23 protein-coding genes and 1 tRNA gene are annotated in these 13883 nt (G+C 34.3%); 5 read left to right on the plus strand and 19 right to left on the minus strand.

Annotation, left to right across the window (positions count from 1 at the left end; genetic code table 11):
- Positions 1–3: 3 nt before the first annotated feature.
- The 17 genes from rpsE to rplC form a co-directional block, all read right to left on the minus strand.
- Entirely contained in the window at positions 4–627 is a 624-nt protein-coding gene (gene rpsE / locus SOI86_RS05665; protein ID WP_320680881.1) for a 30S ribosomal protein S5, read from the minus strand.
- A gap of 15 nt (positions 628–642) precedes the next feature.
- Positions 643–1011, minus strand: a complete 369-nt coding sequence (gene rplR / locus SOI86_RS05670; protein WP_320680882.1) for a 50S ribosomal protein L18 — start codon at positions 1009–1011, stop codon at positions 643–645.
- Between the two features lie 14 nt (positions 1012–1025).
- Complete coding sequence (rplF, locus tag SOI86_RS05675; protein ID WP_320680883.1) at positions 1026–1565, minus strand: 50S ribosomal protein L6; 540 nt, start codon at positions 1563–1565, stop codon at positions 1026–1028.
- Positions 1566–1577: 12 nt separating this feature from the next.
- Positions 1578–1979 carry a 30S ribosomal protein S8 gene (gene rpsH, locus SOI86_RS05680; RefSeq protein WP_320680884.1) on the minus strand — a complete coding sequence of 134 codons (402 nt, stop codon included), beginning with the start codon at positions 1977–1979 and terminating at the stop codon, positions 1578–1580.
- A 10-nt stretch (positions 1980–1989) separates the two neighbouring features.
- Positions 1990–2529, minus strand: a complete 540-nt coding sequence (rplE, locus tag SOI86_RS05685) for a 50S ribosomal protein L5 (RefSeq protein ID WP_011863652.1) — start codon at positions 2527–2529, stop codon at positions 1990–1992.
- Positions 2530–2603: 74 nt separating this feature from the next.
- Positions 2604–2960: a 50S ribosomal protein L24 gene (gene rplX, locus SOI86_RS05690; protein ID WP_320680885.1), complete on the minus strand. Its 357-nt coding sequence runs from the start codon at positions 2958–2960 to the stop codon at positions 2604–2606.
- Complete coding sequence (rplN, locus tag SOI86_RS05695) at positions 2961–3326, minus strand: 50S ribosomal protein L14 (protein WP_002807235.1); 366 nt, start codon at positions 3324–3326, stop codon at positions 2961–2963.
- On the minus strand, positions 3323–3589 hold the full coding sequence (rpsQ, locus tag SOI86_RS05700; protein WP_320680886.1) for a 30S ribosomal protein S17: 267 nt from the start codon (positions 3587–3589) through the stop codon (positions 3323–3325). Before rpsQ ends, rplN begins: the two co-directional genes overlap by 4 nt.
- Positions 3590–3599: 10 nt before the next feature.
- Entirely contained in the window at positions 3600–3818 is a 219-nt protein-coding gene (rpmC, locus tag SOI86_RS05705; RefSeq protein ID WP_320680887.1) for a 50S ribosomal protein L29, read from the minus strand.
- A complete protein-coding gene (gene rplP, locus SOI86_RS05710) occupies positions 3815–4297 on the minus strand; it encodes a 50S ribosomal protein L16 (protein WP_320680888.1) in 483 nt (160 codons plus the stop codon). Before rplP ends, rpmC begins: the two co-directional genes overlap by 4 nt.
- Positions 4298–4308: 11 nt before the next feature.
- Entirely contained in the window at positions 4309–5040 is a 732-nt protein-coding gene (gene rpsC, locus SOI86_RS05715) for a 30S ribosomal protein S3 (protein ID WP_320680889.1), read from the minus strand.
- Positions 5040–5426 (minus strand): 50S ribosomal protein L22, encoded by a 387-nt coding sequence (rplV, locus tag SOI86_RS05720; RefSeq protein ID WP_320680890.1) that lies wholly within the window; start codon positions 5424–5426, stop codon positions 5040–5042. The genes rpsC and rplV overlap by 1 nt, the downstream gene beginning before the upstream one ends.
- Positions 5423–5701, minus strand: a complete 279-nt coding sequence (rpsS, locus tag SOI86_RS05725) for a 30S ribosomal protein S19 (protein ID WP_320680891.1) — start codon at positions 5699–5701, stop codon at positions 5423–5425. The genes rplV and rpsS overlap by 4 nt, the downstream gene beginning before the upstream one ends.
- Positions 5702–5738: 37 nt before the next feature.
- The gene (gene rplB / locus SOI86_RS05730) at positions 5739–6602 is read right to left on the minus strand and encodes a 50S ribosomal protein L2 (protein ID WP_002807290.1); all 864 of its coding nucleotides are present in this window, start codon (positions 6600–6602) and stop codon (positions 5739–5741) included.
- Between the two features lie 12 nt (positions 6603–6614).
- Positions 6615–6917 (minus strand): 50S ribosomal protein L23, encoded by a 303-nt coding sequence (locus tag SOI86_RS05735; protein ID WP_025923606.1) that lies wholly within the window; start codon positions 6915–6917, stop codon positions 6615–6617.
- A complete protein-coding gene (rplD, locus tag SOI86_RS05740; RefSeq protein ID WP_320680892.1) occupies positions 6914–7546 on the minus strand; it encodes a 50S ribosomal protein L4 in 633 nt (210 codons plus the stop codon). The genes SOI86_RS05735 and rplD overlap by 4 nt, the downstream gene beginning before the upstream one ends.
- Entirely contained in the window at positions 7543–8196 is a 654-nt protein-coding gene (rplC, locus tag SOI86_RS05745) for a 50S ribosomal protein L3 (protein ID WP_320680893.1), read from the minus strand. Before rplC ends, rplD begins: the two co-directional genes overlap by 4 nt.
- Before the next feature lie 275 nt (positions 8197–8471).
- On the opposite strand from rplC, the gene ndhN reads away from it, so the two are divergent.
- From ndhN to recA, 5 genes are all read left to right on the plus strand, one after another.
- Positions 8472–8948, plus strand: a complete 477-nt coding sequence (gene ndhN, locus SOI86_RS05750) for an NAD(P)H-quinone oxidoreductase subunit N (RefSeq protein WP_320680894.1) — start codon at positions 8472–8474, stop codon at positions 8946–8948.
- 5 nt (positions 8949–8953) lie between these two features.
- A complete protein-coding gene (locus SOI86_RS05755; RefSeq protein WP_320680895.1) occupies positions 8954–9952 on the plus strand; it encodes an LdpA C-terminal domain-containing domain in 999 nt (332 codons plus the stop codon).
- A 101-nt stretch (positions 9953–10053) separates the two neighbouring features.
- Positions 10054–10125: transfer RNA gene (locus tag SOI86_RS05760), tRNA-Gln, on the plus strand.
- A gap of 16 nt (positions 10126–10141) precedes the next feature.
- A complete protein-coding gene (locus tag SOI86_RS05765) occupies positions 10142–10918 on the plus strand; it encodes an HAD family hydrolase (RefSeq protein ID WP_320680896.1) in 777 nt (258 codons plus the stop codon).
- Positions 10919–11030: 112 nt separating this feature from the next.
- Positions 11031–12128 carry a recombinase RecA gene (recA, locus tag SOI86_RS05770; protein ID WP_320680897.1) on the plus strand — a complete coding sequence of 366 codons (1098 nt, stop codon included), beginning with the start codon at positions 11031–11033 and terminating at the stop codon, positions 12126–12128.
- Between the two features lie 2 nt (positions 12129–12130).
- On the opposite strand, the gene SOI86_RS05775 is transcribed toward recA, so the two are convergent.
- Together SOI86_RS05775 and SOI86_RS05780 are read right to left on the minus strand one after the other, a co-directional pair.
- Positions 12131–12376, minus strand: coding sequence for a DUF2839 domain-containing protein (locus tag SOI86_RS05775; RefSeq protein WP_320680898.1), 246 nt, complete (start codon positions 12374–12376; stop codon positions 12131–12133).
- 29 nt (positions 12377–12405) lie between these two features.
- Positions 12406–13854, minus strand: coding sequence for a DNA helicase (locus SOI86_RS05780; RefSeq protein ID WP_320680899.1), 1449 nt, complete (start codon positions 13852–13854; stop codon positions 12406–12408).
- Positions 13855–13883: the final 29 nt, after the last annotated feature.

The raw sequence follows: 13883 nt of genomic DNA on the forward strand, positions 1-13883 counted from the left end.
TTTTCAAGAATATAGCTGTTCAAGTGAGATCCCTCTCTCCCTTGAAGCAGATTTGTGTGTTCTTAATTGAGAAAGAGCTACCATAGCAGCTCTCGCATTATTCAAAGGTGTTTTACTACCCAATCTTTTTGCTAAGACATTTTTTATGCCCGCTAATTCTAAAACTGTTCTAATTGAACCTCCAGCAATTACACCTGTACCTGGAGCAGCTGGTCTAATAAGAACATTAGCAGCTCCATCTCTACCTATAGATAAAGTGGGTATTGAATTATTTGGAGTTAATGGAACCCTAACAAGATTCTTTTTACCATCTGAAACTCCCTTTCTAACCGCACCAATCACATCTCCAGCTTTACCAACTCCAACTCCAACTTGACCTTTCTCATTACCAACAACAACTATTGCTCTAAAACTCATTTTTTTTCCACCCTTAACGGTTTTAGATACGCGTCTTATTTGAACAACCCTTTCTTGCCAATCAGAATCTCTATCATGATTTTTTGAATCACCTCTTCTATTTCTTTTTTTATCGTTGTTACGATTATTCTTTTTTTGTTCACCAGGATTAGTACTAGGAACATTATCAATCTTGGATTGAGTTTCTTGTTGAATTGGAGTATCAGTCATAGTAAAAATTAAAAGTTAGAATTTTAGGCCAGCTTCTCGAGCAGCATCTGCAAGTGCCTTAACTCTACCGTGATATAAATTTCCGCCACGGTCAAAAATTACTTGCTTGATACCTTTTTTTATTGCTCTCTTTGCTAATAATTTTCCAACAATAGAGGAAGAATTACAATCAGATGGTAATTTCTCTGATTTTTCTTTGAGTTCTTTATCAACAGTTGAAGCGGAGCAGATAGTTTTTTGAGCACTATCGTCTATAACCTGAGCATAAATATGGTTATTAGAGCGAAAAACCGACAATCTTGGTCGTGTTGCATCTCCAATTAAGAATCTTCTTAATCTTCTATGTCTTTTTTGGGTTTGTAATTTCCTGGAAAGTTTGGTCATTGTTTTAAGTAGAATTATTTTTTGCCAGATTTACCAGCTTTTCTGAGAATTATCTCATCATGGTATTTAATTCCTTTTCCTTTATAGGGTTCTGGAGGTCTAATTGATCTGATTTTTGCTGCTTCATTACCAACAATTTCCTTATCAATTCCAGATACGGTAACGTTTGTATTACTCTCAACTTTGTATGTTATACCATCAGGGGGGGTCATTTCTACAGGATGACTATATCCTGCACTTACGATTAGATTTTTACCTTTTACTTGTGCTCTGGATCCAACTCCTACAATTTCAAGTTTTTTTGAAAAACCTTTAGTAACCCCTTCAACCATATTTGCAATTAAGGCTCTACATAAACCATGTCTTTGCCTTGAATGTATTTTGGTTGTAGTAGGACTTACCACAACAGTATTATCTTTTTTATCAAAACTAACTCCTTCAGGCATTAAACGTTTTAATTCACCCTTGGGGCCTTTAACTGTAACAGTTAATCCATCAAAATCAATTGAAACTTTCTCTGGAATAATTACTGGTGTTTTTCCAATTCTTGACATGATTAATTCTCCTTAATAAACATAGCAAAGGACTTCGCCGCCTACGCCTTGCTTTCTAGCATCACGATCACTCATAACGCCTTTAGAAGTTGAGATAATAGCAACTCCGAGACCTCCAAGAACTTTTGGCAAGCCTCTATTATTCTTATAAATTCTCAAACCAGGTTTACTAACTCTTTGCATGGATCGAATAGTTGGGAATTGATTTTTACCACTATATTTGAGACCGAGAATTATTTGTGCTTTACAACCTTCACCTTCCTCATTAATCTCAGAAATGAACCCCTCTTTTTGAAGCACTTTTGCAATACTTAAGGACATTTTTGAACTTGGGATTTTTGTTGTTGTATGCTTCTTTTGACTCGCATTTCTAATTCGAGTAAGCATATCTGAAATAGGATCGTGATTTGACATAGTTTTAATTTTAATTCTTACTAAAAGGCATACCTAACTCTTGCAAGAGAGCTTTACCTTCTTGATCTGACCTTGCACTAGTGACAATAGTTATATCCATACCTCTTATTGAATCTATTTTATCAAAAGAGATTTCAGGAAAAATCAATTGCTCTTTCACTCCAACGGTGTAATTCCCCCTCCCATCAAAACTTTTGGGATTAACTCCTCTAAAGTCTCTTATTCTTGGTAAAGCTAGATTTATAAATCTCTCTAAAAAGGAGTACATCCTGTCTCCCCGCAAAGTTACAGTACAACCAATCGGCATGCCTTCACGAATTTTAAAACCCGCGATAGCTTTTTTAGCTCTTGTTACTAAGGCCTTTTGTCCAGTAATTGTTGCCATTTCGTTTAAAGAAGCTTCTAGAGCTTTTGAATTTGAAGCGGCTTCACCAAGACCTCTGTTAACGTTGACTTTAACAACTTTAGGTACTTGATGAATATTTTTAAGACCAAGGTCCTTTAAAAGCTTTGGTCTAATTGATTCTTTGTAGCGATTTTTTAGAGTCATAATTTTTTGTTAATTCTGGTCTTTGTCAGAATTGATAAATTAGAAAAAGTTGAAATCTGATTTCTGATGAAAAATTAATCAATTACTTCACCAGTTTTCTTCAATCTTCTTTTCTTAACTCCCTCTTTATCAATAAAATATTCTATCTTACTTGTAAGATTTTTTTCCTTTGAAAAGAACATTACATTTGATGCATGTAAGGATGCTTCTTCTGTAAGTATTCTTCCAGTTTCTCCTTCCTGGGTTGGTTTTACATGTTTAGTCCTAAGGTTTATTCCCTTGACTACTAATCTATTTTCAAGAGGGATGGTTTTTATAACCTCTCCAGTTTTGCCTTTCTCTTTTCCGTTAATTACTTTTACTAGATCTCCAGTTTTGATTCTCATTTTTATTCTTTGGAAATTCTTCTTTTGTTTTAGTGAATCCAACATTTAAATCACCTCCGGAGCAAGAGAAACAATTTTAGTATAATTTTTGTCCCGCAGTTCTCTAGCTACAGGTCCAAAAACTCTAGTACCTTTTGGATTCTTATCCTCATTAATCAAAACGGCAGCATTATCATCAAATCTGATTGAATTACCAGTATTTCTTCTTAATGTTGCTTTTGTTCTCACGATTACGGCTTTTACAACCTCAGATTTCTTAACTCCCATATTAGGAAGAGCATCTTTTACAGTTGCTACAATTACATCACCAACATGTGCGTATCTCCTATTAGAGCCTAAAACCCTAATACACTGAAGTCTTTTTGCGCCGCTATTATCAGCTACTGTTAAATAAGTTTCTTGTTGAATCATTTTTTAACCTCATTAGTTTGACTTGTTTTATTAAGAATCTCTTCTATTGCCCATCTCTTATGAGCACTAAGCGGTCTAGTTTCTCTAATTTTAACTCGATCACCTAAAACACATGTATTTTCAGGATCATGAGCCTTATATCTTGTAGTTTTACTTACAATTTTTTTATAAGTAGGATGTGGATATCTGTTAATAACAGCAACAACAACTGTTTTATCCATTTTGTCGCTGACCACAGTACCAATTCTTTCTTTAAGTGCCATAACTAAGTAATTAATCAGAAGTTGTTTCAGAAGAAGGTTGACTCTTACTGAGAGTTAGTAATTGCGCAACTTGTTTCTTAATGATTTTAAATTTATGAGTTTCATTGAGCTGTCTTGTAGCTTGCTTGAATCTCAAATCAAAAAGATCTTTTCGTAGTTGGTCAATTTTTTCAGTAATTTGAGCAGAATTTAATTTTTTAAATTCTTTAAGAGACTCAGAGTTTTTCATTGTTTAACCTCCTCTTGTGATTTTTTATTATTTTTTGTATTTTCTTGGGAGGAAGCTTCTAGATTCTTATCAATGGAGATGAATTTTGTTTTTACAGGAAGTTTGTATTGAGCTAGACGCATAGCTTCTTTTGCAGTTTCCTCTGTGATGTCCTCACCACCCATTTCAAAAAGTATTCTTCCAGGTTTTACAACTGCAACCCAAAACTCTGGATTACCTTTACCAGAACCCATTCTAGTTTCGGCAGGTCTCATGGTTACAGGTTTATCAGGAAATATTCTTATCCAGATTTGACCTCCACGTTTGATATATCTTGTCATAGCTCTTCTACTTGCCTCAATCTGACGGGCAGTTACCCAACCACAGTCTTGAGCTTGTAGAGCAAATTGACCGAAAGCAATAGTATTACCTTTGGAGGCTACCCCCCTCATTCTACCTCTATGTTGTTTACGAAATTTAGTGCGTTTTGGGCTAAGCATTTTTATACCTCCTATGAATTCTCATTTGAACGATCCTCAAATTGCTGAGGTCTTCGACTACCTTTCCTCTTAGGGCTTGCACCCACTGGGATTGTTTGTTCTTCTTTAGGAAGAACTTCTCCTTTAAAAACCCAAACTTTAATTCCTAACACACCGTAGGTAGTATTAGCTTCACGGGTTGCATAGTCAATTTCAGCTCTCAAAGTATGTAAAGGAACTCTACCTTCTCTAGTCCATTCTGTTCTAGCAATTTCAGCACCATTCAACCTTCCTCCTACTTGTATTTTCAGACCTAACACTCCAGCCCTTTGAGCCCTTTGTAGAGCCATTCTTATAGTTCTTCTAAATGCAACTCTTTTTTCCAGTTGTTGTGCAATATATTCAGCTAGTAAAAAAGCATCAGCATCAACTCGCTCAACTTCAACAACATTTATTCTAACTTGCCTTGTCCTATCACCTATAGTTTTTTGAATTCCAGATCTCAATTCTTCTATACCACTTCCTTGTCTTCCAACTATCACTCCTGGTCTTGCTGTTTTTAATTCAAGTTCCAGTTGATCAGCTTTTCTAGCTATTAGTACATCGCTAATTCCTGCCGCACCATATTTTTTCTGTATGAAAGTACGAATTTTAAAATCTTCTTGGAGAAGAATTGGATATGTCTTTGAAGTCGCAAACCATTTGGAGCGATGCTCTTGTGTAATACCTAATCTTAGTCCAGAAGGATGTATTTTATGTCCCATTAGTTTTGTACCTCCACATTAGTTTGAGTAGGAGCAGATTCAACAGAAATACTTATATGGCAAGTCTGTTTTTTAATAGAAAAAGCTCTTCCTTGAGCTCTAGGCCTATACCTCTTCATTACAGGACCATTATTAGCCCATGCAGAGGAAATAACTAAGGTAGATGGATCCATCCCTAGATTATGCTCTGCATTAGCAACAGCAGATCTTAGAACTTTAGTAATAGGATCAGTAGATCTGTAAGGCATAAATTCCAACATAATCAATGCATCTCTATATGAACGACCCCTTATTTGATCCAAAACTCTTCTCACTTTAGATGCTGATCCTCGAACATAGTTTCCATGAGCAATAGCAGTTTTTGTTGTTTCAGGTGTTTTTGTCATGATTTTGCTCCTTTCTTGTCTCTTATGTGACCACGATAAGTGCGTGTGGGAGCAAATTCACCTAGTTTATGACCGATCATTTGTTCGGTTATAAATACAGGAATGTGAGTCTTACCATTATGTACCGCGATTGTGTGGCCAATCATTACAGGTAAAATAGTAGAAGCTCTAGACCAAGTTTTAATTACAGACTTGTCATTATCAGAATTTTGTTTTTCTACCTTTTTGAGCAAACTATCTGCTATAAAAGGTCCTTTTTTTAGTGAACGTCCCATGTTTATGAAATAGAAATTAAAGTAATAGTTGAAGTAATCAAGAGTCTCTTCCTCCTCTACTCCTCTTAGAAACGCGACGACGTCTTCGAACCACTAATTTATTACTTGGTTTGTTCTTTTTACGTGTCTTTAACCCAAGAGCTGGTTTACCCCATGGAGTAACAGGGCCTGCTCTACCAATTGGTGCCTTTCCCTCTCCTCCTCCATGTGGATGGTCACATGGGTTCATTACACTTCCTCTTACTTGAGGCCTTCTTCCAAGCCATCTTCTTCTTCCTGCTTTACCTAAGCTAGTATTTCTTATTTCTGAGTTACCAACCTCTCCAAGAGTTGCGTAACATTCTTTTCTAACAAGTCTTACCTCAGTAGATGGGAGTTTTAAAGCAACATAATCTCCCTCTTTTGCCATAACTTGGGCACTAGCACCTGCGGACCTGACCATCTGGGCACCTCTACCTGCATATAACTCGACACAATGAACACTAGATCCTAATGGCATAACAGAGAGGGGCATTGCATTTCCATCTTCGATTGGAACACTTTCTCCTGATATGACATTTTGGCCTACTTTTACTCCAGCTGGAGCAATAATATATCTTTTCTCTCCATCTTCGTAAAATAGAAGTGCGAGTCTTGCATTTCTATGAGGATCGTAGTGGATAGCTGCAACTTTAGCATTTATGTTTCTTTTATCTCTTCTAAAGTCAACTAATCTATATTGCCTTTTGTGACCACCTCCACGATGACGGCAAGTAATAACTCCACGATTATTCCTGCCTTTCACTCTATGTTTTGAAACTATTAGTGATCTCTCAGGTTTTGCACTTGTTATTTCACTAAAATCAGTAACTACTCTTTGTCTAGTGCCAGGTGTATAAGGTTTAAATTTACGAATTGCCATAATTAAAACTCCTTAAGATTCTGGAAATAGTTGGATTTTGTCTCCTTCAGCAAGGCGTACAATCGCCTTTTTGACCTGAGAACGTTTACCGGAAAATTTCCCGACTCTTCTTGTTCTCCTAGGAGGATTCATAGTATTAACTCCTATGACTTTAACACTAAACAAGGCTTCAATAGCAGCCTTTATTTGTGGCTTTGCAGCTCTATGATCTACTTCAAAAGTATATTGGTTAAGATCTAGTGCATTTGTAGCCTTCTCAGTAATAATTGGCTTTCTTATTACATCAGCCAAACGAGAATCGAATAATTTGCTCATGATGCATAAACCTCCATAATTTTATTTATTGCTGATTGACCTATAACTAATTTATTAGCGTTGAGGATATCAAATACATTTAATTGATCAGCGGCTATTAATTTTACTTTTTCAATATTATTTATGGATTTTTTTATTACATCTGAGGGACTATCAAGAATAACTAAAACTTTTTCAGTTTTTTGTATTCCTAATCGAGTAAGGCCATTTATGATTTCACTTGTTTTAGGCTGCTTTAAAGTAGATCCAAAATCTTCAACAGCCTTTATATCAGATACTCTAGACATAAGTGCTGTTCTAAGAGCTAATCTGCGTTCCTTACGATTCATATCAAGACTATAAGAACGTGGCTTCGGTCCAAAAATAATTCCACCACCAGGCCTTAAAGGTGTTCTGATTGATCCTTGACGAGCTCTTCCTGTTCCTTTCTGTTTGTATGGCTTTCTACCACCACCTCTTACTTCAGATCTTGTCAGAGTTGATGCAGTCCCTTGTCTTTTATTTGCAAGTTGCCTAAGAACTGCTCTATGGATTAAGTCTGCCGAAGAAGTTTCCTTGGCAACTGCTAATTCAAGAGTAACTTTGCCTGATTTTTTACCATCCCACTTAAGAGTTTCGAGTACTGTCATGATTTTTCACCTCCTTTTTTACCTACAACATTGTTTGGCTTAATGTTGACAATTGAGCCAGGCTTACCTGGGACAGAACCCTTAACTACAATTAAATTTTTCTGGTCATCAATTTTTAGAACTAACAGACCTTTCGTAGTTATCTGTTTCCCTCCATACCTTCCTGCCATTCTTTTCCCTGGATAAATTCTGCCTGGCGTTGTTCCTGCTCCTGTAGAACCTGGAGCTCTATGATTTTTTGAACCATGACTCATGGGACCTCTGCTAAAACCATGTCTTTTCTGATAACCAGCAAAACCTCTACCCATAGATTTACCACTAATATCAACTTTCTGGCCAACCTCAAAGTTTTTTACAGTGATTTGATTTCCAATTTCATAAGATGTAGTTTCTTCAACTCTATATTCTTTTAAATGCTTAAGAAGTTCTTCACCTGACTTTAATAAATGGCCTTTTTCAGGCTTACTTATATGCTTATCTTTCGACAAGCCATAACCTATTTGAACGGCAGTATAACCATCCAAAGCGGTTGTTTTCAATTGTGTGACTCGGCATGGCCCAGCCTCAATAAGAGTAACTGGTACAGAATTACCTTTGTCATCGAAAAGTTGGGACATGCCCAGTTTCTTTCCTAAAATTCCTATAGACATAAGACCTAAATTAGGCTAGCTCGTAATAATTTTTTTTATACCTAAACCATTTCAGTTCAAAGGTCTAGCTAAAAAAACTATTAATAAGGTTGAGACTTATCTAAAAACTTAGATAGTTTCTCATGGGATAAACCCACCTGAGTTTTTAACGAAACGCTAAAAATGTGAAATTTTGTAGAGGCTCGGCTAGCTTACGAGCTTAAAAATTCACTAAATTACAATTGTACATCATCAAGTACCATAAAATAAAATAAAATAGAAACAAAGGAATTTTTATGCCATTACTTCTCACAGGGAAAAAGTTTCATAACGATTTAAAAGCGAACAAATGTCTTGCAATCTTTGCTCCTCTTGAAGGTGGTTATGAAACTCGTCTTTTGAGAAGAATGAGAGCCAAGGGCTTTAAAACTTTTATAACCTCAGCCAGAGGGCTTGGAGATCCAGAAGTCTTCTTATTACAATTGCATGGGGTTAGGCCACCTCACCTTGGTCACCAAAACGTAGGGAAAAATGGAGCGCTCGGCGAAGTTCAACAAGTAATCCCACAAGCTTCTGAGTTATTCAATGTTAATGATAAAAATAAATTACTTTGGTTGTTAGAAGGTCAAGTATTGTCTCAATCAGAGTTAGAGAGCTTAATTGAGATTTGTACTAAAGACAACAAACTAACAATTGTTGTTGAAATGGGGGGTTCAAGAAAACTTGAATGGAAGTCACTAAATGATTATATTTTGGATGAATTTGAAAGTTAAATTGTTTGATTAAAACCAAGAATAAAAACGATATATGGATTAAGTTGATTTGTGGCGCAAGTAATGAAGATACTGTTGCTATCGAAGATTTATGTGCGATTTATACTGCTGCTGGCGTCGACTACATAGATGTTGCCGCTGAAGAATCGATAGTTAATGCAGCAAAAAAAGGAATCGAGTGGGCAGAAAAAATCTATAAAAATTCCCCTGGATTAATGATAAGCATTAGTGATGGTAATGATATCCACTTTCGTAAAGCAAAATTTGATCCATTAAGGTGTCCCCCTAATTGTCCAAGACCTTGTGAAAAAGTATGTCCCACCTTTGCAATTGATAATTCTGGTATTAAAGAGAATAAATGTTATGGATGTGGAAGATGCATAAGTAGTTGTCCCCTTAACCTAATTAGTGAATATGAATATAATTTGTCAAAAGATGATTTAGCATCAACACTTCAAAAAATAAAGCCTGATGCAGTAGAAATTCATACAGAAATCAATCGATTAGATTCTTTTACAAAAGTTGTAGGTATCCTTAAAAGTTCTGAAACGAAACTTGACAAGATATCTATCAGTTGTGGATTGAATCACTCTGTCAAAAAATCACAAGAGCCCGAAGATCTTTTGAAAGCTCTTTGGGAAAGATATGATATTCTCAACGAACTAAATATTCCCCTTATTTGGCAGCTAGATGGAAGGCCAATGTCTGGAGATCTTGCTCCAACAACAAGTAGAGATACCGTTAAGTTGTTTGAAAGAATCGGTTCAGATCTTCCACCAGGATTAATACAATTAGCAGGTGGGACAAATGAAAAAACTCATGAATTTTTGAAATCAAACAATCTTCCAGACGGAATAGCTTTTGGTAGTGCTGCAAGGAAAATTATGCAACCTATTATTGAATCTGCGCACAACAATAACAAAAGACTGTATGAGTATCCTGAAAGTATGGCTTTAGCAATCAAAAAAGCTAAGAAATTTCTAGAGCCATGGAAATCGAGCTAATTCAAATAATATTTTATTTTTCAAAACCTACTCCTTATTTTAAAAAATTTGTATTTTTTTGATAGAAAAAAATCTTTTGATGTATTAAACTAATAATTCAATGGGCCGTCGCCAAGTGGTAAGGCATCGGGTTTTGGTCTCGACATTCCTAGGTTCGAATCCTAGCGGCCCAGTCCTAACAATCAATTGGTGTCTGCTCAAAAAATATTTCTATTTGATTTTGATGGAGTTATAGTAGATGGAATGCATGAATATTGGCATAGTTCTTTGCTGGCATGTGAAAAATATTTAAATTCACCGCATATCTCTTTTAATCAAAACCTTTATCAAAAAGTACCAAATACTTTCAAAGAAATTAGACCTTTGGTTAAATATGGTTGGGAAATGGTTCTAATTGTTCACGAAATTATAAAAACAGAAAATTCAATAAAGAATCTTAATAAAGAGGATTTCATTAATAATTATCATCAAAATTGTCAGAGGATATTAAAAGATAATTCTTGGATTGCCAAAGATTTACAAAAAATATTAGATAAGTCCCGCACGTACCAAATTGAAAAAGATTTTGAAAGCTGGGTGAATTTACACAATCCATTTTTTGAAGTTATAAATTTTATGGAAGCATTAAGGAAAAGAGGAATAAAAACAGGAATAATAACAACAAAAGGGGAAATATTTGCAGAAAAAATTCTTGCCAAACTAAATATTTTTCCAGAATTTGTTTTTGGTTATGAATCGGGAACAAAAATCAAAATAGCGCAAAAGCTTTCTAAAACTTATGAAATTTTAGGTTTCATAGAAGATAGGAAAAAAACTCTAATTGACATCAAACAGAATTCAGAAACTTCCTATATTCCTTGCTTCCTAGCTGATTGGGGATATTTAAAAGATTCAGATAGATATAATTTAAGTAATGAAATTAAATTAATAAAATTAGTCAATCTAGAGAATTTAGTTGCAATTTAAAGATCGTCAGCTAGAGTACGAATGTACTATAGTTTGTATTTATGAAGTTTGGTTTAAATAAAAATTTCCAAATTTAGAATAATTACAAGAACTTTAATCGATAAAGCAAACAATGAGTCTTGAAGAAAAGAAAAAAACTGAGTCAACAGAAAAAGACAAGGCATTAAGTCTCGTCTTAGGTCAAATTGAAAGAAATTTTGGACGAGGATCAATAATGAGGCTTGGTGACGCATCAAGAATGAAAGTAGAAACAATATCTACTGGGGCACTCACCTTAGATTTAGCATTAGGAGGAGGCTATCCAAAAGGAAGAGTCGTAGAAGTCTACGGACCAGAAAGTTCAGGTAAAACTACATTAACGCTTCACGCGATTGCAGAGGTCCAAAAAAATGGGGGAGTAGCTGCATTTGTAGATGCTGAGCATGCACTTGATCCCGTTTATGCAGCCTCCTTAGGAGTTGATGTTGAAAATTTGTTAGTTTCACAACCAGATACAGGTGAAATGGCTCTAGAAATAGTTGACCAGCTTATAAGATCGAGTGCAGTAGATCTCGTAGTTGTTGATTCGGTTGCAGCACTCACTCCAAGAGCCGAGATAGAAGGAGAAATGGGAGATCACGTAATTGGAAGCCAAGCAAGACTAATGAGTCAAGCAATGAGAAAAATAACCGGAAATATTGGCAAATCTGGATGTACCGTAATATTCCTAAATCAATTACGCTTAAAAATCGGTGTTACATACGGCAATCCAGAAACAACTACAGGAGGAAATGCATTAAAATTTTATGCCTCAGTGAGACTTGATATCAGAAGAATTCAAACTCTTAAAAGAGGTACAGAAGAATACGGCATAAGAGCAAAAGTGAAAGTAGCAAAAAACAAAGTAGCTCCTCCATTTAGAATTGCAGAGTTTGATATTCTCTTCGGCAAGGGTATTAGTACAACAGGATGTTTATTAGATTTAGCTGAGGAGACTAACATCATAATAAGGCGAGGCGCTTGGTATAGTTATGAAGGAGAAAATATTGGACAAGGAAGAGATAATACAATTATTTGGCTTGATCAAAACTTAGAAATTAGAAATAAACTAGAATCTATGGTTAAAGAGAAATTAACAGAAGGCACTGAAGTCAGCTCTAATTCAATGAAAGTATTAAATAGCATTCCTGCCAATGCAACCGCTGTTAATGATATAAAAACAGTTGCTTAATGTTATAAAGAATCAGCCAGAGTCCACCACCCAGCAGCAGGACCTATAAATCTAACTAAAATCCATAAAATAACTAACCCTCCAATTCCAAACCAACTAGCTTTAATACTTAATTTAATCAGACTATCTCTTTGATTAATTGTTAAAGGAAGCCATTCAAATAATCTTTGGGAATTATCAGATTTAGTTTTATTATTATTTAGCTTTGGAGGTAAACCAAGTGTTTTACGTCTTTTTGCTTCTCCCATGTTTCTTTAGTTATTTAGAAAATCATAACCTAATCAAAAGGTAACATATAGTTAATTTGTTTTGAGGGTTGAATACTGTGTAAAAGTAATCTTCCCCAATATCTTTTCTTTGCTCTTCCGTCTAAGATTATTAACTTACCAGAATTCTTCCTTAAAGGTGATATAGATCTTTCTAATGTTAATATGGCCTGAGGAAGAAAGAAGTCTCTAAACCAATCTCGTGAAAGTTTTTTATTATGAGAAACTGTTATTGCATTAATAGGTTCTGACATATTTGGAATAGGAAGTAGAGGAATGATGATTTGATCTGGAATTTGTATTAAATAAGAATTCATAATCCACCAATCATAACTAGAACAAATAATTTGATTATTGCGAAAGGGAATTTTCTCTAGCAAGACCCTCTTCCCATACTTAGAAGCTAATTCTGTGGCAAGATTATTTTTCAAATAAATATCATCAGACAAAACTAAAGTTAACCCCTTTCTAAAAAGTATTAACTTTTTGCATTTATCTAAGATTGAATTTGTAAAAAGAGGACTATTGGGTAGCAACTGATTGGAAGGTATGTACAACGAAATCTTTTGCTCTTCATAATTACTCTTAAAATTAATGACCAAGTCAATATCTATACTTTGCTTTTTAAGGTACATTTGAAAAAAATTATCTTTTCTCAAAGCTGATAAAAAAACAAATTTATTATCAGCAAAAAATTCCTTAATTAGAGAAAGTTCATCTATTGGCTGCAAATACAAATTCCAGTCTAAATTTGTATTATTTAATTTTACCCAGCAGGCCCAACCTTGAGAGAAAGCGTTATTAACACTAAAAAATTTATCAGAAAAAGAAGAATTTTCATGAAAAAAGTTTGAAAAAAAAATAATTTCTTTTTCATCTAAATTGATATAACTATTTCCTAAAACCCTTCTCATTAAGAACTTTTCCTTAAGGCAATCATATAATTTGATAAATTTTTGATTTTTGGAATCTAATTCTTTAAAGTTTTTTGTCCAATCCTCCTTAATTAAAGAAATCCTAAAATGATTTTTAAGATCTTGTTTTATATCCTCAATTCCAGAATGAACTATTCGATGATTTCTAAGATTAAGAGAATTTGGATCATTAAGTAAATCTTGAATTGTTATCAAGCGAATTCGATGATTTGCAAAAATAATTTGATCATTTTTTAAAATAAATTCAAATCCAAGATTTCTTAATAAATAAATTTGAGAATTTTTTATAAATTGAATATTTTTTTCAGATAAAATAAAAGTTGAATTTTCTTCTTTTAAAAATAGAGAAATCAAAATAGGAGGTAACCAATAATGGGTAGAGAAAATTTCTGAATTAACTAGATATGTGGAATCATTTTCAATAGACTTCGAAACTAGTCGACCAAAAGAATATATGTGATCCCAATCAATACTTTGGCCTCCCAAAAATTTTTTCAAATATTGATGACTTAAAATTTCAAGCATTTATAATTAATTTAATTTCAAATACACAC

Source organism: Prochlorococcus sp. MIT 1314 (assembly GCF_034093315.1).
Taxonomy (GTDB): Bacteria; Cyanobacteriota; Cyanobacteriia; order PCC-6307; family Cyanobiaceae; genus Prochlorococcus_A; species Prochlorococcus_A marinus_Y.